This is a genomic window from Desulfosarcina sp., assembly GCF_055467485.1.
The window spans coordinates 11,533-32,808 of sequence record NZ_JBUOIV010000045.1 but is presented as its reverse complement, the minus strand read 5'-3'; the positions used below and the strand labels follow the sequence as shown (position 1 = coordinate 32,808).

19 protein-coding genes and 1 pseudogene are annotated in these 21,276 nt (G+C 58.4%); 5 read left to right on the top strand and 15 right to left on the bottom strand.

The genetic code is table 11. The features are described 5' to 3' along the window. Positions 1–238: 238 nt before the first annotated feature. The 9 genes and pseudogenes from ACZCED_RS18215 to ACZCED_RS18175 all read right to left on the bottom strand — a co-directional run. Positions 239–652 (bottom strand): annotated as a pseudogene (locus ACZCED_RS18215) (DsbA family protein); the annotation flags it as partial. A 12-nt stretch (positions 653–664) separates the two neighbouring features. Next, a complete protein-coding gene (locus ACZCED_RS18210; RefSeq protein WP_462968348.1) occupies positions 665–1,066 on the bottom strand; it encodes a hypothetical protein in 402 nt (133 codons plus the stop codon). 216 nt (positions 1,067–1,282) lie between these two features. Continuing rightward, positions 1,283–1,936, bottom strand: coding sequence for a TetR/AcrR family transcriptional regulator (locus ACZCED_RS18205; protein ID WP_462968347.1), 654 nt, complete (start codon positions 1,934–1,936; stop codon positions 1,283–1,285). A gap of 108 nt (positions 1,937–2,044) precedes the next feature. Beyond that, entirely contained in the window at positions 2,045–2,857 is an 813-nt protein-coding gene (locus tag ACZCED_RS18200) for an SDR family oxidoreductase (protein WP_462968346.1), read from the bottom strand. Positions 2,858–2,902: 45 nt separating this feature from the next. Further along, on the bottom strand, positions 2,903–3,844 hold the full coding sequence (locus tag ACZCED_RS18195; RefSeq protein WP_462968345.1) for a bile acid:sodium symporter family protein: 942 nt from the start codon (positions 3,842–3,844) through the stop codon (positions 2,903–2,905). A 76-nt stretch (positions 3,845–3,920) separates the two neighbouring features. Continuing rightward, the gene (locus ACZCED_RS18190) at positions 3,921–5,648 is read right to left on the bottom strand and encodes a thiamine pyrophosphate-binding protein (RefSeq protein ID WP_464861370.1); all 1,728 of its coding nucleotides are present in this window, start codon (positions 5,646–5,648) and stop codon (positions 3,921–3,923) included. A gap of 84 nt (positions 5,649–5,732) precedes the next feature. Continuing rightward, complete coding sequence (locus ACZCED_RS18185; protein ID WP_464861369.1) at positions 5,733–6,569, bottom strand: SDR family NAD(P)-dependent oxidoreductase; 837 nt, start codon at positions 6,567–6,569, stop codon at positions 5,733–5,735. A gap of 372 nt (positions 6,570–6,941) precedes the next feature. Continuing rightward, positions 6,942–7,418, bottom strand: coding sequence for a YbhB/YbcL family Raf kinase inhibitor-like protein (locus ACZCED_RS18180; RefSeq protein WP_462968342.1), 477 nt, complete (start codon positions 7,416–7,418; stop codon positions 6,942–6,944). A gap of 163 nt (positions 7,419–7,581) precedes the next feature. After that, on the bottom strand, positions 7,582–7,950 hold the full coding sequence (locus ACZCED_RS18175; protein ID WP_462968341.1) for a hypothetical protein: 369 nt from the start codon (positions 7,948–7,950) through the stop codon (positions 7,582–7,584). Between the two features lie 303 nt (positions 7,951–8,253). Between ACZCED_RS18175 and ACZCED_RS18170 the strand changes: the two genes are divergently transcribed. The 4 genes from ACZCED_RS18170 (at position 8,254) to speB (ending at position 11,284) form a co-directional block, all read left to right on the top strand. After that, entirely contained in the window at positions 8,254–9,027 is a 774-nt protein-coding gene (locus tag ACZCED_RS18170) for an alpha/beta fold hydrolase (RefSeq protein WP_464861368.1), read from the top strand. After that, positions 9,024–9,740 carry a haloacid dehalogenase-like hydrolase gene (locus ACZCED_RS18165; protein WP_462968339.1) on the top strand — a complete coding sequence of 239 codons (717 nt, stop codon included), beginning with the start codon at positions 9,024–9,026 and terminating at the stop codon, positions 9,738–9,740. The genes ACZCED_RS18170 and ACZCED_RS18165 overlap by 4 nt, the downstream gene beginning before the upstream one ends. Next, positions 9,737–10,228 carry a prolyl-tRNA synthetase associated domain-containing protein gene (locus tag ACZCED_RS18160; protein WP_462968338.1) on the top strand — a complete coding sequence of 164 codons (492 nt, stop codon included), beginning with the start codon at positions 9,737–9,739 and terminating at the stop codon, positions 10,226–10,228. Before ACZCED_RS18165 ends, ACZCED_RS18160 begins: the two co-directional genes overlap by 4 nt. A gap of 210 nt (positions 10,229–10,438) precedes the next feature. Beyond that, complete coding sequence (gene speB, locus ACZCED_RS18155) at positions 10,439–11,284, top strand: agmatinase (protein ID WP_464861367.1); 846 nt, start codon at positions 10,439–10,441, stop codon at positions 11,282–11,284. A 165-nt stretch (positions 11,285–11,449) separates the two neighbouring features. On the opposite strand, the gene ACZCED_RS18150 is transcribed toward speB, so the two are convergent. From ACZCED_RS18150 to ACZCED_RS18135, 4 genes are all read right to left on the bottom strand, one after another. Further along, positions 11,450–12,007 (bottom strand): response regulator, encoded by a 558-nt coding sequence (locus ACZCED_RS18150; protein ID WP_462971633.1) that lies wholly within the window; start codon positions 12,005–12,007, stop codon positions 11,450–11,452. A gap of 66 nt (positions 12,008–12,073) precedes the next feature. Continuing rightward, a complete protein-coding gene (locus ACZCED_RS18145) occupies positions 12,074–12,880 on the bottom strand; it encodes a sensor histidine kinase (RefSeq protein WP_464861366.1) in 807 nt (268 codons plus the stop codon). Positions 12,881–12,929: 49 nt separating this feature from the next. Then, the gene (locus ACZCED_RS18140; protein WP_462971634.1) at positions 12,930–15,260 is read right to left on the bottom strand and encodes a sensor histidine kinase; all 2,331 of its coding nucleotides are present in this window, start codon (positions 15,258–15,260) and stop codon (positions 12,930–12,932) included. Between the two features lie 17 nt (positions 15,261–15,277). Continuing rightward, positions 15,278–15,724, bottom strand: a complete 447-nt coding sequence (locus ACZCED_RS18135) for an amino acid-binding protein (protein ID WP_462971635.1) — start codon at positions 15,722–15,724, stop codon at positions 15,278–15,280. Positions 15,725–15,878: 154 nt separating this feature from the next. On the opposite strand from ACZCED_RS18135, the gene ACZCED_RS18130 reads away from it, so the two are divergent. After that, positions 15,879–16,229 carry a hypothetical protein gene (locus ACZCED_RS18130; RefSeq protein ID WP_462971636.1) on the top strand — a complete coding sequence of 117 codons (351 nt, stop codon included), beginning with the start codon at positions 15,879–15,881 and terminating at the stop codon, positions 16,227–16,229. 65 nt (positions 16,230–16,294) lie between these two features. On the opposite strand, the gene ACZCED_RS18125 is transcribed toward ACZCED_RS18130, so the two are convergent. Then, positions 16,295–18,979: a response regulator gene (locus tag ACZCED_RS18125; protein ID WP_464861365.1), complete on the bottom strand. Its 2,685-nt coding sequence runs from the start codon at positions 18,977–18,979 to the stop codon at positions 16,295–16,297. A 153-nt stretch (positions 18,980–19,132) separates the two neighbouring features. Further along, entirely contained in the window at positions 19,133–21,088 is a 1,956-nt protein-coding gene (locus ACZCED_RS18120; protein WP_462971638.1) for an ATP-binding response regulator, read from the bottom strand. Positions 21,089–21,276: the final 188 nt, after the last annotated feature.

Below are 21,276 nucleotides of genomic sequence, written 5' to 3'. Positions count from 1 at the left end.
TCTATAAAATAGTTCATCCGGGCGGAAACTGCAACTGCGTGGGCAGGATTACGGCGGCAGCGCATGGGTCCCGCCGGTTCAAGCCGGGCTTGATTCGACATCCACGGCTTCGATGGACACTGCCGAGGCGTTACGATGTGCCGGGCTTTTAGATGAAAAGGCGATCATCGGGATGTTATCCAGGTGGTTGAAAAAGCGCAGGAACGCCGGCCAGGGCAGGTAAGCATCGACGCCTGGTTTATTTTTCTCGCTCCCGCATGATCAATTCGGGAAGGTTTCCCAGGTCCCGGTTGCTGATTCGCTTTCCGTTCATAAACACCGATGGTGTGCCACGAACGCCGATCTTTCGACCGTTTTCAATATCTTCCTGGATCAATCGGCGGTTGGACGGGGACTGGCGGTCCTGGTTGAACTGGTCCATGTTTAACCCCATCCCGCCAGCGATCTCCAGAATTTTCTCGTCGTCAACCTGCTCGTGGTTCTCGAGCAGCTGGCTGTGGAACTCCCAGAATTTTCCCTGGTTGCCCGCAGCCAGTGCCGCCATGGCACCCGGATGGGCAAATTGATGGTTGGAAAGCGGAAAGTGTTTGATCACATAGCTGACGTCATTGGGGAATTTTTCCAGCACCTGCTGGATAAACTGCTCTAAGCGAGCACAGTACGGTCACTGGTAGTCATCGAAAACGACGAGGGTGACTTTCGCATCCCGGGGACCCTTGATGGCCCTGCCGGACAGATCGATGTCGAATATGCGGCTGAACCGAATGATGTCGATCCGGGAGGGTTCGGCGGCGGTCAGGATCAGCCGGTCCGGGTCCTGGTAGGCGATCCGGTCGAATGGTTTGGCAACGGGGATGCGGTCCAAAACGGCTTGATCAGCGGTCGAATATATCAGCACCGCCCCGGGTGTCAGGACAAAGACCAGTTCCTCGGCCGGATTGGTGGTCACATCCAATATGGGTACGTCGATGTTCGCCTTGAGGATGGTTTCGACCTCGAACGCGGCATTGAGCACCCCCGGGGAAAGCATCACCAACAATGCGACGGCAAATTTCACGTTTCTCAACTTGGAGTCCCTTCAATTGAAAGTGTAAGACAATGATATCTGGTCGATTCTACCGGCCGGCCAGGGTATCCACCCGACCGGGCCGATTGCCTGCACAATACAAGGAAAAGCGGGACAGTGCAAGGTGCAGCAGGCGTTTTTCGGTTGTTTCACGGGTGAGTCCCGGGACTTTCTACACCCGCTTTCGGACCTTCGCCGTCGGTCTTCAGTGATCCATCATCGGTCGTCGGACCTCGGCAATGGCTCATCTGTGCGTTTCAATCCATCGATCAACTGTTCGACCGCGTAATTGAAAATGCGACCGTGATTTTCTCCCTCTAAAACGGTCTCCTCCAGCTTCTTGAATTGGGTCAGCCCGTGCAGGGCACCCCAGAACATCACCGCGTATTTTTTGGGATCCACCGGCCTGAAGATACCGTCTGAGATACCCGTATGGATGAACCCGGCAATCAGTTCCAGGATATGGCTGCCTTTACGGTCGATCTGCTGTTTCAGTTCGCTTCCGAGGATCACCGACGGCGTGGCCAAAAAGTAGTTGATGATGTCGAAATAATCCCTGTGCTCATTGCTGAAACGCAGGTAAGCGAGCCCGGTCTGACGGAGTTTGTCGGCGGGTGACGTGACGGCCCGGCCGATGGCATCGATCTCGCGAAAGAAAATATCCAGTCCCTCCTCCTGGAGAGAGTAGAATATCTCTTCTTTGCTCTGGTAGTAGAAATAGATCGTGCCGACACCCAGTTCGGCCGTCCGGGCAATCTGGTTGATGCTGGTGGACTGGATCCCCTTTTTGAACAACAACCGCCTGGCGGCCGCCAGGATCTGCCGTTTGCGCGCCTCCTTCTCCCTTTCCCTTCTCTCCTTGAGTCCCATATCTTCCCCGATCGGAATGGCTTCGTGTCACCTGGCATCCTTCTAACGGCAGCGCTGCGCATCACCGTATGGATGAAAATCGGTTTATGAGCCGCTCCCTATTGCGCTTCAGCGCTCCAGTTCCGCCTTGAATTGCCGGGCCATGCGCCGCTCATACAATGACGGCGCCAGCCGACTGACCCAATAAGCCATTTTACCCACGGCGGTGAGCACCAGCAGGTCTTTTTCTTTCTCTGCCCCCCGAAAAATGGTTTCGGCGGCGTGCGCCGGTGTATCTTGTCTGCCGACCCTCGATTGCGGGTGCCGGGTAACGGTTCCATCCCCTCCAAGAGCCCGATCTTGCAGATGGGTCTTGATGAAGCCGGGACAGACGACCATGACGTGGACGCCCTGGTCCCTGACTTCGCTGCGCAGGGAGGTGAACAGGCCATGCATGGCGTGTTTGCTGGCGGCATAGCCGGTGCGTCCCAACAGCGGTGCCACGCCGGCGATGCTTTCATTGGCGATGATCAGGCCGCGCCGTTGGATCAGGCTGTGAATGGCCGCCTTGGTGCAGTATAGGGCGCCGAAAAAGTTGACCGCCATGACCCGTTCGTACACCTCGATGCGGGTCTCCGAAAAGGCGCTGCGCTGGGTGATGCCGGCGTTGTTGAAGAGCACATCGATTCCTCCGAAGCGGTCGATGACGGCCTGGATGGACGCTTCGCAGTCGGCTCGCCGGGTCACATCGCAGCACAGGCCCATGACCCGGTGGCCGGCCTGGCTGAACTGCCTTTCGCATCGCTTCAGGCGTGGTTCGTCCATGTCCAGCAGGGCGCAGGTCGCACCGGCCCTGGCAAAGCGTTCGGCAACAGCCAGTCCGATTCCGCTGGCCGCGCCGGTCACCACGACGACTTTATCGGTAAATTTCCGTCCGGCCACGCCGGTCTCCTTTGTTGGATAGCGCGGACCCTTCCGACAATGCGGTCACGTCCGGGACACCGCTCGATTGTCCTGCTCGTTGCCGGGCAGCGTACGGCGCGTGAAGATGAACGCCGTGGTCAGCCCGGCGATAATGTGCCACACCCCCCACCAGGCCACGAGAATGGCCATGCCTCCCAGGCCGTCGAAGAAATTGAAAACCAGCACGAGTCCGAGGGCCGAATTCTGGATACCCACCTCGATGCAGGTGGCACGCGCATCCCGCTCCTCAAGCCTGGCCAACCGCCCGGACCAGTAACCCAGGTTCAATGCCAGGGCATTGTGGACAAATACGGCAAACATGACGATGCCCACGTAGCTGAGAAAATTGTTCCAGTTGGCCGCCAGGGCACCACCCACAATCAGGATAAAAAAGGCCAGGGAGAAGATCTTGAAGGGGCGGCGCACCCGGTCGGCCAGGTTGGGGAAAAAACGGGCCAGCATCTGCCCGAGGATCAGCGGGATGCCGAGGATGACGAAGACGGTGACGAACACATCCACGGGGCTGAGGCTGACCCGACGCAGGATGTCGGCCGTAGCCGGATTGAGGCTGCCCCAGATGGAGAGGTTGAGCGGGGTCATGACAATCGCCGCAACGGTGGAAATAGCCGTCATGCTGATGGACACCGCGACATTGCCCTTGGCCAGGTAGGTCATGATGTTGGACAGGTTGCCACCCGGGCAAGCCGCCACCAGGATCATTCCCAGGGCCATGGAGGGGTGGGGTTGTAGAATCAGGGTCAACAGGAAGGTGAATGCCGGCAACAGGATAAACTGGGCCAGCAAACCGATGCCGGGCGCCTTGGGGGAGACCAGGATTCGCTTGAAGTCGTCCAGTTTCAAATCCAGGGAAACGCCCAGCATCATCAGGCCAATGGCCGCGTTGATCGCCATAAGCCCCTGCGGATTGAAGTTGAGCCGGACCTGATCGATGGCGAGCGGTTCCATGGCGAATCTCCTTTTTTTTAGAAGGACCGCATCGGTGTCATACACCGACCCCGATGCGGTCGGCCAGCACTGCCGTTTACATCTTGCCCGATCGCGCCGCCGCCCACAACCAGTTTCCGGGAGGATCTACATTGGCATCGGGATCGACGACCACGTGAATCACCGCCGGTTTTCCGGAGGCCACCGAACGTTCAAGGGCCGGCAGGATCTGTTGGACGGTCTCCACGAATTCACCGTGGCACCCCATGGCCGTGCCCACCTGGTCGTAGCGCACCGGTGCATGATCATGACCGAACCAGGCGGCTTCACGCCCGAACTGGCGCTGCTGGGCGCTTTTTTCCATACCATAGGCGCCGTCCACGGCGACGAGGATGATCACGGGCAGACGATTGCGCACGGCGGTTTCCAGTTCCTGGATGTTGAAGCCGAAGGCGCTGTCGCCGGTCACACAGTACACCGGTTTATCCGGGCAGGCCAGCTTGGCGCCGATGGCGTAGGGCAACCCCGTACCCAGGTGGCCGTAGTTCATCGAGTAGATCACCGAACGCGGTTTTCGGGCAACATGATAGTGCAGGTCCCACAGGGTCGTGTTGCCCCCGTCCATCACGAAAATGGCATCGTCGCTGAAAAAGTCGTTGCAAACCTTAAGTATATGGCCGGTCAGCATGGGCGTACGCGCCGTGTCGGCCAGAGCATCATCCAATTCCTTTTGGAACTGGTCCTGAAGGGCCCTGAGTTCGGCTATTTTGGCATGGCGGGGGCGTTTTTCCGTCAGCTTTTTCACTTCATCAAAAATCTGCCCCAGCACCAGTTGCGCGTCCCCGATCAGCGCAATGTCGGTGGGCCGGTTGAGCCCGATGTGGGTGGGCTCGGTGTCGATCTGAATCAGGCGCTGCTTGTCCGGTTCGCCAAACATGGGCGGCCGGCCCCACATGTTGAGCTCACCCAGCCGCGTCCCTACCGCCAGCACGAGATCGGCCTGGTTGTTGGCCACGATGCGCGACATGCACGTGGGATGAAAGCAAAGGGGATGATCGTCCGGGATGATGCCGCGGGCCCGGATGGTGTGGGTCACCGGGCATCCCAGATGGTCGGCCAGCCGGCGGACCTGATCGCCGGCATCGGCGCGTTCCGCCCCGTTTCCGCAATGAATGTTGACCAGATCAGCGTTCACCAGCATTTCCGCGGCTGTTTTAACGGTCGAAAGATCGGCAGGCATCCGATCGACCACCCGGTAGCGCTGAGGGGCGATGATGGCCACGTCGGCATCGTCACCCTTCTGGGAGATGATATCCTCGGGGATGAGGATGTGGGTGGGGCCGGGCCTCCCCGACATGGCGGTTCTGAAGGCGTGACGCACCATATCGGGAATCCGCTTCCAGTGGTCGACCTTTCCGTTCCATTTGACCGCGGGCCTGAAAACATCCAGATGGTGGCTGACCTGCATGCCCCCCTGGTGGACGTAGGAATCGGAAATATCGCTGCGGCGCGTCGTCGTGATGGCCACGACCGGGCTGCCTTCGGCCTGGGCGCACATCATGCCGGCCACCAGGTTGGCCGCCCCCGGACCGGCACAGGCCATGACCACCGCCGGTTTCCCAGTCACCCGGGTGTAGGCGTCGCAAGCGTGGGCGGCGGCGGCTTCATGGCGCGGAACCACCAGGCGCATGTTCAACTCGTCGCCGAGCCGCTCCAGCGCTTCGATCACCATCATGTAGGTGCCGTCGGTAATGGCGTTGATGTGACGCACACCTTCGGCGTGCAGGCACCTCAGCAAGAGTTCCCCTCCGGTTATTTCAGCCATGATCCCTCCCGTATGCTTCGTTGGATGGTATTTGTTTCATGTCCGCCGCTTTCAGGATGACCGCCCCTTGGCGCCACCCGGATCCTACAATTCCATGAGCTGCCCGCCGGTGATGTTGATGGCCTGGCCGGTCATATAGGCCGCGCGGTCCGACGCCAGGAAAACCACCAGGTCGGCGACTTCATCCGGGCGGCCGATGCGGCCCAGGGGGATGGTCTTGCACATTTCTTTCTCTCTTTCTTCTATAGTCGAGCCGAAGAACTGAGCTTCCAGGCCAAAACGCCACTTTTCCAGGTCCGTGGCAATCTGCCCCGGACAGACCGCGTTGACCCGCACGCCGTTGCCGGCCAATTCCGCGGCCATGACCTTGGTGAGCATGATCACGCCGGCCTTGGCCACGGCGTAGGCGCCGTTGAACAGGGCCGGCACCTTGCCGGCCCTCGAGGCCGTGTTGACGATCGCGCCGCCGCCCGGGATCATCATCGGCAGAAGGGCACGGCTGACCCGGAAAACGCCATGCAGGTTCACGTCGATGGTCTTCATCCATGCGCCTTCGTCGTAGGTATGCACGGCATTGGGCACCCCAAAGGAGGCGCCGGCGTTGTTCACCAGGATGTCAACCGTGCCGAACCGTTCGGCGATGGTCTGCACCATGCTGGCGATGCTGTCGGGGCGGGTGACGTCCAGGTTTGCGGCCACGGTTTTCACTCCATGGTCCTGGGCGATCTCTCGGGCAATATCCGCCATTTCACTTTCATCGCCGGTCCTGACCGCCAATTCCGGGTCCGCATTCTGCCCCAGGTCGGCAATGACCACGTTGGCCCCTTCGGCAGCCAGTTTGCCTGCCACGGCATAACCGATACCTGAACGTTTGCCGGAACCGGTCACCACGGCGGTTTTCCCATTGAGCAGCTTTTCCATATTTCCTCCTGGTGGGTGGAAGGGTCCAATAATGGTCGCCATCAGAAACCAGACATTTTTTCGAACACCGTTCGATAATTGACCACTAATCTATTTACGAGTCGCGGTCAACAATAAAATTGACCTTATGGCGACCAACTGGATCGATCGGCAAAAACCAGGGGTTGCCGGTGCCTGCAACGGTCTTGCCGGGTTTGCCTAACGGGGAGTTGGTCGATGGCACACGAATGCGAAACCCGGCGGGCAGCAGCACTGCCGGGGGGAAAGGAGAAGATTGAGCGCAGCCGTCCATAACTGGGATACGAGGGGGGGTAATCGTGACGCCTGTCGCTGGGTGGGCCTGCAAGCCTTCTCCATACGGCGGCCCGCCGGTCAGCGGCTTTTCTGGTAAGTCCCCACCAGCTCCGCCTGCCCGATCACGTGCCCCTTCATGGCCGACTCAAGAGCCGCCTTGGTCGGTTGTTGCAGATCCGGCAGCCGTGTATCCAGGGCATAGAGCTTGTGGAAATAGCGATGCCGCCCGATGGGCGGGCAGGGGCCGCCGTACCCGGTGCGCTTCCAATCGTTCAGGCCCTCACCGGTGCCCGGCGGCAGATCCGATGACCCAGCCCCCTCCGGAAGCGCTCCGGCATCGGGAGGAAGGTTGTAGAGCACCCAGTGGACCCAGGTCATGCGCGGTGCGTCAGGGTCCGGGGCATCCGGATCATCCACGATCAGGACCAGGCTTTTCGCCTCCCCGGGCACACCGGTCCATTGCAGCGGCGGGGCGATATCTTTGCCCTGGCAGGTGTATATGACAGGAATGTCTCCGCCATTGGTGAACGCGCTGGACGTGATGGATAGTGTCATGGCTTCCTCCGCGTGGGGCCGATCCACGGCCCAGTTGAGGTTGATGAGCGCAAGCAAAAAGATTAAACAGACCGCCAGGGCAATTTCGTGAATGATGGATGCCTTCGGATGGAATCCGCTTCAGCCGGCCTGGACCGTCAATCGACAGGCATTGCCGGCCGGCTCAGCGGGGCAGCACCACGGTTACCGTTTTTCCGCCGTAGGCGTGCACGGAATCGTGGGCACGAACGGTCACTTCGGAAATCGCTTCGGCGACGGCCACCCCTGAAAGACTGCGGGTAAAGGGCTGTTCATCAACATGGGGATGATAGAGCGTGCGGGTTCCCAGGACGGTGCCGTCGGGCGCCAGCACATCCCATTTGTCCGCGTAGTGATCCCACCCTGAATCGTCGTGGCGCACGGTCACATCGAAATGAAAAATCCGGCTGGCCGTCTGCCGCGCCTCGACACCAGTGACATCGGCTTCACCGGGGAAAACCCCTGCCGGCAGGGCAGCCACAAGCCCGATGGCAAGAATCAATAGACGCGTCATGGGCATTCTCCTCATTACGGTTTGGCAGGGCGCTGAAAAAAAGCGTCATGAGCGCAGGCGATTTGTGGATTGGATATGAAAAAGATAAGCCTTTTCCTCTGATTTTTCAATAAGGCAATATGATCCGTTCTTGTTTCCAGTGGCAATTGCGTTCACGCGACAAGCCCCGATCCAAGGAGAACCGGTCTTGGCATGATCGCATGGCAGCCAAGAAAAATCATTGAACCGGTTGCCGGTTTGTGAGTAGAAGGGATGTTTAGCAAAAACGAGCCCCCAATCACCCGTATTCGGAAAGCGGCAAACATGATTAAACGCAAACTAGACGGCATGGCTTTTCTGGCCGGTCGCTGGCCCCTGGACCCGGATCGACCGACCCTGGTCTTCATCCACGGCTCAGGGCAGGAGGGCCGTTTCTGGCAGGCCCAGGTTGACGGGCTGACCGGTGTGGCCAACACCATTGCCATGGATCTGCCCGGACACGGCAACAGCGACGGCGATGGATTCCGCCAGGTTTCCGATTTTGCCCGGTCGGTCATGGACTTCATGGATGCCGTCGACACCCCCGCTCCCATCCCCTGCGGGTTGAGCCTGGGCGGGGCCATCGCCCTCGACCTGCTGATTCATCACGGCGACCGTCTAAAGGCAGGCGTCCTGGCCAACACCGGCGCCCGGCTCAAGGTGCTTCCGGCCATCATCGACACCGTCCAGACCAATTACGACAGACACCTGGCCGGGTTGATCCAATTTGCCGTGGCACCGGCCAATCAGGCCAACAAAGCAGTCTGCCGGCAGGTGCTGGCCACCTCGACTGCCGGTCCATTAGTCACGGCCAATGATTTTCGCGCCTGCGACGCCTTCGACGCGATGGATCGGGTATCGGCCATCAACCTGCCGGTGCTCGTGCTCAGTGCCGTGCACGACACGCTGACACCGGTCAAATATGCCGACTGGATGGCAGCCAACGTCGCCGGTGCACGGCACGTGACCATCCAGGACGCCGGCCACATGTCCCCCATCGAGCAGCCCGAGGCATTCAATGCGGCGATTGAGAGTTTTACGGAGTCACTGGACCGGTGAACGGCACCACCACCCATACCCGGTCCGTAGCCGTTTTCGATTTCGACAAAACACTGATCGATGGCGATGTGGCCTACCTTTTCATGAACACCGCCATCAAGGCCAGCAAGGTCCGGCGAATGGCCGTCGGCATGCTCATGCCGCTGCTGCTGCCATTTTTGTTGATGCGACCGGGCCGGATCATCGTCGTGAGCGTAATGATGTGGATCGCCACCTTCCCCCTGCGCGGCAGGACGGCGCAGGCGGTTTTCGGCGCCTTCGCCTCCCGCGTGGTGTCGCCGCCCATCAACACCCGGTTCTATGATGAGGGGATGAAGGCCCTGGCAGCGCACCGCCGGTTGGGCCACCGGCTGCTGATCATTTCCGGCTCTCCCCAGGAACTGGTCAGGCAGGTCGTCCAGGGTGTCCTGGAACAAGATATCCGGATCATCGGATCGCGGATCGTCCCCTTTCTGGGAGGACTCGTTTACCGCAGCTATTGCATGGGACCCGACAAGATCAAGCTGGCCAGACGGCTGGGTGTGCTGGACAAAGGTTGGGACTACGGCTATTCGGACAGCGCCTGGGACATCCCCCTGCTGGCCCACTGCCGCCACCGGTTTCTGGTCAATCCCGACAAAAAAACGATCAATCGGACAAGGGCGGCTCTCGGCGGCCGCGTCACGATATTGAACTGGACGGATACAATAAAAACCCCTAAGGAAAAGGAATGATGAAGATCTACGACTATCTCGAGACCCACGGCATCGACTATGAACGGCACGACCACCCCCCGGTCTTCACCTGCGAAGACGTGAATCGTCTGGTTCCGGAACTGCCCGGCCAGAAGACCAAGAATCTGTTCATCTGCGACAACAAGGGCAAACAGCACTTTCTGGTGACCGTTCCCGACGAGAAGTCAGTCGACCTGAAGTCGTTCGGCGAAGCCCTGGCAGTCAAAAAGCTCCGGTTCGCTTCCGCGGACCGCCTGCAAAAGCACCTGGAACTCGAACCCGGCGCGGTGACCATCCTCGGCGTGATGAACGACGACGCCCAACAGGTCCAGGTGATCGTGGACAAAGCCATCTGGGAGGCGGACGCCCTGCAATGCCACCCGCTGGTCAACACCGCCACCCTGGTCATTTCCCTGGACAATGTGCGCAAGTTTTTAGATGCCACCGGGCATGAGGCCACCGTGATGGAGGTGCCGGCCCGGGATTGAAAGTGCCGGATTCGCAAGAGGGCCGATATCTGCGTTAGCGTTCATCCCCTGTCACTGCGGCCTTATCCTGAACCGAAATCTGCCTTTTGTGAATAGACACATCATTCAACATACACATCCCATAATTCTCGTCCGGGGGTCGCGAGTGCATATAACGGTCTCTGTCGGTCCAATCCGGACCGCAGGTGAGATAAATAAGGAACCTATCTGATGATCGACACCCCGGAAAACAAACTCAACATGGAACTGGTGCCGGATAGCGTGGCACTGGTCGGCATCCCCTTTGACGAGTACTCCAGTTTCATGCGCGGGCCGGCCAAGGCCCCGTCGGCCATCCGGCAGACGCTGCACAACGGTGCATCCAACCTGTTTGCCGAAAACGGGGTCAACCTGGACGCGCATCCGCTGTTTCGCGACATGGGAGACCTGAAACTGCCTGACGGAGAGGAGGCCATGGCCGCCATCGAAACCGCCGTCGCGCATCTGGTCGAACAAAAAGCCAGGGTCCTGTCCCTGGGCGGGGACCACGCGGTCACCTTTCCGGTGGTCAATGCATTGAGCAAAACCTACGACAACCTGACCATCCTGCACCTGGACGCCCACCCGGACATCTACGACAGCTACGACGGCAGCCGTTTTTCGCATGCCTGCCCCTTCGCGCGCATCATGGAGACCGGCCGGGTGAAGCGGCTCGTCCAGGTGGGCATCCGCGGCATGAACGACGAACAGCGCCGACAAGTGGACAAATTCGGCGTCACCTGCATCGAGATGAAAGACTACCGGTCCCAAAACCCCATCGCGCTGGAAGGGCCGCTCTACCTCTCCGTGGACATGGACGTCCTGGATCCCGCCTATGCGCCGGGCGTCTCCCACCATGAACCCGGTGGCATGTCCACGCGCAAAGCCCTCCGCCTGATTCAATCCATCCGTTGCCCCATCGTGGGGGCCGATATCGTGGAGGTCAATCCGGACCGGGACGTCAACGGCATGACGGCGGCAGTGGCCGCTAAATTCGTGAAAGAAATTGCCGGGATGATGATAGGTCAAGGGCGTTGACTGTTTAAAGCTGATAGAATTCTTGCGCCAGGGGATTCTCGCCCTTCATAATTATCAGACTGGAATTGCGGGCGTCGGAGTCGGCAATCATAAAGTCGGCATTTAAATGTCCATCATCCGACGCCAGTCCTTCGTCGGCCGACTTCTATCTTCGGTCATCCGTCCTCATATCCCTTTATCGATAATCCGCTTGTCGTGCTTCAGGCGTTCCTGAATCCCCCTGCCCACTTCCCAGGTACGGGAAAAATCGGACCAGAAGGTTTGGTCTTTGGCCTTCCAGTCGGGGCCGAACCGCTCGTCGAAGTAGCCGCCCAGCCGGTCGAAAAGCAGCTTCCAGGGCGGTTTGCCCGCGGCTTGAGCGGCCAGCAGCTCCTCGAGCAGGTGGTCCAGTTCGGCGAGGGTTTCCTTGGGCAGGTAGGATATCGCCCCCTTGCGGATGGACGACATGAGGGTCTCCGGATTGACGGCATGGGCGGTGAGCATCACCGTGGGAATCCCCTTGGCCACCGTCTCGTCCAGCAGGGCCAGGCCGTTGACACCCATGATATCCAAAATGGCCAGGTCGTAACGGCCGGTTCGAATCTTCTCCGATGCGCTGGCATAATCCCGGGCGACATCCACGTCGGCCATGTCCAGGATGTCCTCGATGGTCTCTAATATGTCCGCTTCATCGTCCACCGCCAGAATGCGCTTGCCATCCAGATGGGCTTTATGCGTTGCCATGGGTTCTTTTCCTTTCCGATCAGATTATCCGGTTATACTTCATGACTGTGGCTGCAAAAAAAGAAATCAGCTTTTTTCCGGAAGCGTGAGGGGCAGCGTCAGGCGAAAGGCCGCACCCGTGCCGCGGCTGCTGGTCACGGTGATGTCCCCGCCCAGGTGGCGGGCCAGGATACGCGCGCCGGCCAGGCCTAATCCATGGCCGGTCCTGGATAATAGTGCACACGCCTTGAGCCGGGTGTAGCGCTCGAAGATCAGTTCCCGGTTCTCCTTTTCAACCCCCGGCCCGTCGTCAGCCACCTCGACAACCAGCCGGTCTTCCAGCACGTCGATGCCGATGTCCAATCGCCGGTGCCGGTGCTGCAGGGCATTTTTGATCAGGTTGCCCACGATCTGCCGGAATTTGGCCTCGTCCTGGCAAAGTTGGGCACCGCGGACGGCATCTGAACAGGTCAGATGGACACCGAGTTTGCCCAAAACGGCGTCCCTGTCCGGCCCGGGTCCGACCGCCTGAACCGTCTCCCACGGATTCGCGTCAAATGCCTCCAAGGCTTCCGTCAGCACCTCGTCGACAATCGAAGCCGGGTTGAACAGGCAGGTTTGAAAGCATCCGGCATCGGACCGACCCACCTCCAGCAGGTCGGCAAGCAGGCTGCGCGCCTTTTTGGAATTTCGCAGCGCCCGGTTCAGGGCCTTTTCCTGGCGGTCGGTCAATGGACCGAATTTATCGGGCTTTTCCAGCAGCATGCGCACGGCGGTCTCGATGACCGATATGGGATCCTTGAGTTCGTGAATCAGGAACTCCACATTGATGTCTTTAAAGAATCCCCCGCCGGCAGCCGGGGACATACGGTTGTCTGTTTCGATCGATTCCATAGTCATCATTCACGATTGGTCATGATTACAGGGTTATCTCGATTATTTATCAGTCGGCCGCTTCCAACCGGCACGCCAGATCCAGCTGGCTCGAAGGCAAAAACATGATCTGCATGGTGGTGCCCCCCGATGCCTCACAGTCCGCCGGGCTGCTGCAATGGTCGCAGTGATCGATGGCGCCCGGGCAGATGTCACTGTCGGTCGGAATGTAGCCGCACCGGTGGGATATCATTTTGGTATCGAAGTGGTATCGCTCGGAAAAAATGGTGATCCGCAGCAGGTCGAAGCCCTTTCCGCCGGCATTGAAGTCATAGGGCGCCTTGGATGCATAGTTCATCGCATCCCCGGTGGCGAAATAGTGGTTGAAGATCAGCTGCTGCTTTTCCGGGGTCACGCCCACGCCAGTGTCGATGACTTCGAAAACCGGCCCTTTTTCCCCGCTGCGCACCACCACCGTCACCCGTCCCCGGTCCGGGGTGTTCTCGATGGCATTTTTCACCAGGCCTTCGATGATTTTTTCCATCACCTCCACGGGGACCAGCACCGGCGCCACCGGTGCCAGGCGGGTTTCCAGACGAATTTCACGGTGAGCAAAGCGCGGTTTCAAGGCCTCGAGATGATTTTTCACCAGCTGATCCAGGGCGATGTCCGTGCAGGGAATCTCTTCGTTGCCGAACTCGCGGTCGATGGCCTGCTGGATCACTTCCGGCACCCGGGTACTGCCCGGCTGCGCTTCGGCCAGGGTGACCAGCATGTCGCGACTGGCCTCCAGCAGAAAGGAAAGCATGCCATGGGCCCGATAGTCATGCTCGCGCAGCATGTCGCCGATCTCGTACTGCATGTCCAACAGCCGCTGGAGGTTTCTGCGCGCGCGCGCCAGGACCCTGTCCAAGGCCTTGTCCTGCCGCTCGTCAAGCCGCTTTTCCAGCAGTCCCAGCGAAGCGGAAAGCACCGACAGCGGGGTTTTCAGTTCGTGGGAAAGATGATGGATCACCTGCTCCTTGGCCCGGTTCAGCCCGCGCACATTCTTGTAGGCCCGTTGAAGGGCTTCGTTGATGCGGGCATTTTCAATGGGCAGGGCCACCAGGTTGGCCACCGCCCCCAACAGGTCCACATCACCGGTGTCAAAGGCACCCTCGGTCTTGTTCACCGCGCACAGCACGCCGATCATTCGTTCCTGTATGCGAAGGGGCACATCCAGCATGCTCTTGGTGTGAAACTGCACCTGTTTGTCCACCTGGTCGTAAAAATACGGGCTTTTGGCCGTATCGGGAACGATCAGGGGTTCGCCTGTCCGGTAGACCTGTCCGGCCACCCCCTTGTCCATGGGAAACCGGATCTCCTTCATCCTGCTGCCGGTCTTGTCATCCTCGTAGGCTGCGACGGGAATGTAAAATTCCTTTTTCTCTTCATCGATCAGCATGACCATAGCCCCGGCAACCCGGATCAGTTCCTGGACCTGGCGGGCGATATACTCCAGCATGCGATCCAACCGGGGAAAGCGGTACAGGGCGCGGGCGATGCGAAACAGCGCCCGATTGGTCTGCTCGGCCCGTTTTTGGGCGGTCACGTCGCGCAGGGTGATGACCTGCCCGGCCGGGTTGTCTTCGGCATCGTAGAAAATGGCCCCGTCCACCACGATGTCCAGAATCCGGCCGTCCTTGGTCAACCGGCGGGTTTCGAAGCCGTGGAGCACTTTTTCCCTGAACAGTTGTTTAATCCCTGCCCGCGTAGCATCCTTTTCGCTGTCGGGAACAAAGGGGATGCGCTTGCCTTCGAGTTCCGTCAATGTCCATCCGAAAACCTTTTCGAAGGCGGGATTGAGGTAGGACACCGTGCTGTCCATGTTGAAGACAAAAACCGGATCGGGCAGAAACTCGAGGAACGCCCGGTACCGCCGTTCAGCCCGGGAGCTGGCCTGGAAAAGCGCCTGGGCGCGGCGCTGGGAGGCTTCCAGTTCCTGCTGGTCGGCGATTTTCTGGGTGACATCCCTGGCCACTCCCTGAAAACCCATCTTCTTGCCGGATCGATCCACAATGAGGCTGACCGATATTTCGAGCACCCGCTCTTCACCGTCCTTCCGGACGATTTTCCAGATGATTTCAGACGGGATCTCACCGGACTCGTAAAGCCGGTTGAAAACGGTATAGGCATACAGCGCATTTTCCGCATCCATGAACTCGCTGAAGTTGCGCCCCTGGATCTCCGTTGCCGTATAGCCGAAAATGCGGCACAGGGCATTGTTGAAAAAGCGGAAATTGCCCTTCAGATCCGTTTCATAAAACCCGTCCGCCACGTCTTCTAGAAAAACCCGGAACCGGTCCCTGAATATGTTATCGGCAATGTCCAGGTGGCTGGAAGTCAAGGGATCATCGGTCATGGGTATCAGGAAGGTCCTTAATCCGTATTTTCCAGTATGCCGAACTGTTTTGCGTCCAGCATGTGCACGCCATGTTCCTGCATGACAGCAATCGCCTTGTCATTATCGGAAAACCGGAAGATCATGACTGCCCGTTCCTGGTTTTGCCGCAAAAAGGCGTACATGAACACGACCTGGATGTTGGCATCCAGGATCGGCTTTAACACGCTGGCCAGTTGACCGGGCTGATCCTCTATTTCAGCAGCGATGACCTCGTTGACCATGGCGGGGATATGCATCTCCATGAGCAGTTGACGGGCCTTGGCCACATCGGATACCAGCAGCCTCAGTTGGCCGAAGGCACCGGTGTCCACCAGGTTCAAGGCGCGAAGATTGATCCCCGCATTTCCCAGGGCATGGGTGACTTCGAAAAGACGACCCGGTGAATTTTCGATGGACACCACAATTTGTTTCAGTTTCAGCATAACCGCCTCCTTGGGTATCGTCGCCAGCATCACCGGCCACCGGGGGCAACGCGGCGGCCAATTGACACCAGGCCATAAATATTGGTATTTTTATCAATGCATTATTAAGAATAATGCATCTATTCTGTCAAGATCTATCAAAAAAGGTGGCGCCATGAAAAGCATGCTCATGTTCATCATCTGCGGCCTGGTGTGGCTCGTGCCTGCACCGTCGGGAGCACTGACCGTGGAAGAGATCCTGCTTCTCAAACAAAACGGGGTTTCCGAGGAGACTATTCAGATGATGCTGCAAAGCGAGATCCGGGCCCGCCCCCAGCAAGGCGGCGCTGCGGGCCAGTCCATGGGCATTCGAACCATTGCCAGGCCGGACGGCCGATCGACCATTGTCTACTCCACCGGAAACGATGCTCAGCATGCCCGCGATGCTGAAGCGCGCCTGAGGGAGGAACAGGCCTGGGAAATGCTGCGTCACATCATCGTGGACACGCGGCCGGCAGAAGACTGATGTCGGAGGTCAGAGGTCGGACATCGGACTTCCGTTTTCCGTCGTCCGTCATCGAACATCCGTCCTCAGTCCTCTGACTTCAGCCCTCCGTTTTCTGAAACCCGGTCAACCATTTGTTTAAGGCGCCGCTCGAACGCGGCCAGTTCATCAGCCATCCTTTGACTCAAGCCCCGGGCGGTTTCAAACTGTCCCTGCTCGGCCAGCAGTTCCAGCTGCTGCGCCGCATCCGCCGCTCCATCCACCTGGAAATTGCGGGCCATTCCCTTCAGGGCATGGGCGGTCCTGCTCAACAACGCGCCATCTTTGTCGGCGATGGCCTTTTCGACTGTCTCCACCATAGGCGGATAGTCGGTGATGAACATGTTGGCGACATCGATGAAAAAAGTGCCATCATTGTTGAACGCCTCGAGCAGCGCGGCCAGTTCACCGGCATCACCCGCCGATTCCAATGCATCGACCGCCGGGGATGAATCCGCGTCATGCGTTAGCGTGGGAACCACCCGGAAGATGGCTTCCAGAAGCGTGGACGAGGAAATCGGCTTGGACACATAATCGTCCATACCGGCTTCGATGCATCGCTCCCGGTCGCCTCGCATGGCGTGAGCCGTCATGGCGATAATCGGCACGTGGCGATTGGTTTGCGTTTCCTGTTCGCGAATCCTTGCCGTAGCGGTGAGGCCGTCCATCTCGGGCATTTGAACATCCATCAGCACGAGATCGAAATCCTGCTCGGCCAGCGTGTCGATAGCCAACCGGCCATTGTCGACAATGGTTGCCCGGCATTGCCAGCTGTCCAGCAGTCGCCGAATATACTTCTGGTTGAAGGGTGTATCTTCGGCCACAAGAATATCCAGCGGCGGCAGTGAGGCATCCCGGCCGGAGCTGATTCTGCCCGACGGCTTCTCATCGGCCACCTTCTCGATAGAAAGCGCCTTGATGATGGCATCCAGCAAGTCAGACGGACGGATGGGCTTGGTCACCGCCACACCGATCTCCGCGTCACTTACGCCATCCGTCGCTTTGGCGTTGGTGGTGGTGAGCATCATGATGATCCGTGTGGCACTGCCGGCCGCGCCCTTGATTTGTTTGACCAGTGACCGGGCACCCGACTGCGGTAAACCACAATCGATCAGGGCCAGATCGAAACCGACGGCACCTTTTGTCAGCAGCGCGATTCCCTCCGCTGCCGATGCGGCGGGCTTGGGAAACATTTTCCAACTGGTGAGCATCTCGCACAATATTTTCAGGTTGGTGGCATTGTCGTCGACCACCAGTATGCGCAGGCCGCCCAGATCCATCTGATCCGACACCTCGTCACTGGCCGTTGCCTTGGCATCCACGTCGAAGGCCACAGTGAAATGGAAGATGCTGCCCTTTCCCAGTACGCTCTTGACGCCGATCTGGCCGCCCATCAAGTTAACCAACTGCGCAGATACAGCCAACCCTAATCCTGTGCCACCGTATTTTCGTGTGGTGCTGCCGTCGGCCTGTCGGAATGCCTCGAAAATAAGGACCTGCTTGCCGGCGGCAATTCCCACCCCCGTGTCCTGAACCGCCACGTGCAGCATCAGCCGATTGCCGTCCCGGGACCGGCATCGGGCAAAAACGATAATTTCACCCGAATCGGTAAACTTGAGGGCATTGCCGATGAGGTTGAGGAGTATCTGGCGAAAGCGGTGGTGGTCGCCCACCAGCCGGTCCGGCACGTCGGGTGCCACCCGGTAAGCCAATTCCAGGTTTTTCTCATGGGCTTTGACGGCCAGGATCTTGAGCGCCTCTCCCAGAAAGTCCCTCAGGTTGAAAGGGGATCGCTCCAGCTCCAGCTTGCCCGCTTCGATTTTGGAGAAATCGAGTATATCATTGATGACCGACAGCAGCGCATAGGCGGCGGACTGAACCACCTTGAGGTCCTCCCGCTGCTCACGGTTCAGGGACGAATCCAGCAGGAGTTCCACCAGGCCGATAATGGCATTGAGCGGCGTTCGGATCTCATGGCTCATATTGGCGAGAAATTCGCTTTTCGAACGGCTGGCTGCCTCGGCTGCCATCTTCTCCTGTTTTAATGCGTCGGCCTGGCGCCGGCGGGTGACGTCCCGTAAGATGCCCCGGTAGCCGGCCGTCTCTCCGTTTGCACCGCTGATGGGTGAAACCGAGGTTTCCACCCAGCGCCGGGCACCGTCTTTGCGCACGATGACAAAACTCAGGTCCTTGATCGCCTGCTGGGTCCGGTTCACCTTGTCAAAGGCGCCAAGGACCTTTTCCGTTTCCGCCGGGGTCAGGAGCCGTCGATAATCCAACTGCTGCAGCTGTTCCGCCGCGTACCCGGTAATCTTGCGGAAAGAATCATTGAAGATTGCAAAACGGCCGTGGCGGTCCATTTCGAAATAGCCGTCTTCAATATTTTCGATGATCGTACGGTGCTTCTCCTCACTGCCGGCCAACGCTTCATAGGCCCGTTGACGCTGGCGGATGGTATAGCCGACGTGGGAACCGAATATCATGAAAAAACAAAGCACCAGCAGGCGGCTCAAGACCTCGTTGAATCCGGGGTTGAGAAACTGGTCGATGAAGGTCCCGCTTTCGGCGGTCAATGCAAAAATAAGAGAAGCGAAAACCCAGTAGACAAAGGCCACCCCCAGCCCCAAAAGAAGCACGCTGTCGGACAGCTGCAGCGCAAGTGTTCTTTTCTTTGGGTTGAGAAATGCCCGTTGCCGTTCGCGGGACCGTTTGACCGTATGGATATCAGCCATTCGCGTGTCGTTGGCGCCCCCCGCTGCAAACCCGAGGGGTTGCCCGCCTTATTGTCAATTGGCGATTGAACCCTCCCCGCGGCCCCAATGAGCGGGGTCTGCGCGTCGCTCCGACAAGCGGCGGGAAAGAGGCTCGCTTTCGCGGTTCATCTGTCAGGCAAGGATCTGCTTGATCTTCTGGGCCAGCTGGTCCAAGTTGTATGGTTTTTGGATAAACCCGTCACACCCTCGCTTGAGAATGGATTCCGCCTGCCCTTCGATACTGTAGCCTGAGGAGAGGATCACACGCACGTCGGGCCGTATGGCCTTGATTCGATCGTACACGATCTCCCCGCTCAGGTCCGGCATGATCAGATCCAGGATCAGCAGGTTGACGCGATCCTTGTTCTCATCAAATATGCGAAGGGCTTCTTTCCCCCCGTTGGCCAGCAGCACTTCGTAGCCGAGTTCATTGAGCATGGCCTGGTCCGCATTGAGGATATATTCTTCATCGTCCACCACGAGAATGGTCCCCGACCCTTTTGCAGGACGTTTGCCGGAGGAAATGACCCGCAGTTGATCCTTTTCCTTGGGTCTTTGAAGGATCCTGGCCGCAGGGAGATAGATGGAGAACGTGGTTCCTTTGCCCACCTGGCTGTCCACCGTGATAATCCCCTTGTGCTTCTTGATGATTCCAAATACGGAGGCCAGCCCTAAACCGGTGCCCTCACCCATGGGCCGGGTGGTATAGAAAGGTTCAAAGATTCGCTGTATACTTTTTTCATCCATCCCCGCTCCGGTATCGGCAACGCCGATTTTCAGGTAGCTACCCGGGGTCAAGTTGTAAGGTTTGACAAAAGAATCGTCCAGGATGACATTGGCTGTGGAAACCGTCAGGGTTCCCCCATTGGACATGGCATGCCAGGCGTTGACATAAAGGTCCATCAGTGCCAGCTCGATCTGCGCGGCGTCCGCTTCCGCCATGGCCAGATCCTCTTCCAGATGCTGCTCGACATGGATTTCTTTCCTTGTCCGGGCAAACATGCTGGAAGACTTCTCAACGATATCGTTGACATCCTCCAATCCCAGGGAGTAGCGGCCGCCCTTGGCAAAGCTCAGCAGTTGACGGGTCAGTTTAGCACCGCTGTCGATGCAGCGCTCGATGCCCGCCAGTTCATCGTACCCGGGATCCCCCATCCTTTTATCCTGAATTAAAATAGAGACATTCCCCTGGATTCCCATCAGCAGGTTGTTAAAATTATGGGCAATTCCTCCGGCCAGGTTACCGATGGCATCCATGCGCCGGACATGCTGCAGTTGGTATTCCAGGTCCCGCTGGTCGGTGACATCGGTGATCAGCAGAATGGTCGTGTCCGCCTCCCCCTTTACCGGGAAGCTGCGGATGACAATCTGGCGTCCGTTGAGTTCCAGGGGGCGGGTCAGCCCGACCACCGGCATTTTCTCAGTGTCCCGGTTCATCAGGACGTCGATACGGCTTTTGGACGCGTCTTCAAACAGCTCCTGGGGCCTGGCGGACAGCAGGTTCTCCAAAGGAACGGCAAAAAGCTTCACGGCTGCTGAGTTGGCGTAAACTACGCGGCCGGTGTACACTTCGACGATTCCCTCGTTCATGCTCTCCAAAATGGTTTCCAGGTGGCGGTTGCGCCCCAGCAGTTCCTTGGTCATTCGCCGGGCATATACCGGTATGCCGTTGATTGAGGCAATGCCCAGGATTTCCTGCTCTGAAATCAACTTTGACGGGTCGTTGGAATCTTTAATGGCCGCCAGCACATGCTTGCCCATCTGGCCGAAAGGTCCCTTGGCAATGCAGGCATTTACCCCGATCTTTCTGAAGTCCAGATCCATTTCAGCCACGGCGGCGGAGATGATCACCAGATAGCAATCCTTCATGTGTTCCATGGTTCTGATGATCTGGCACAACTTGTCTCCGCCGATCTTCGGAATGATCAAGTCCACGAAAACGATGTCCGGTTCGAAGGTGGTCAGCAGGCTCAATGCACTCAGACCGTCCTCACAGGTTTTGACTTCATGACCTTCACCATCCAGCAGATTGGACAGGAATTTTAAAATCATTCGGTTGTCGTCGACCACCAGTATTTTCTTTTTCATGAATGCTTATCCTCTTGGTGTACCGCCAGGAGTGGAATAGGCAACTCGATTTACGGCAACGGACCGGAACGGTTTGGTGTATAATATTCTTTCAGGTCAACCGATTATGCACAGGCGACCGGTGACGGTCAAGCAAATTATCGCCAGGCGGGAATCGATGCCTGCTCCGGTTTTTAATTGACAGTTTT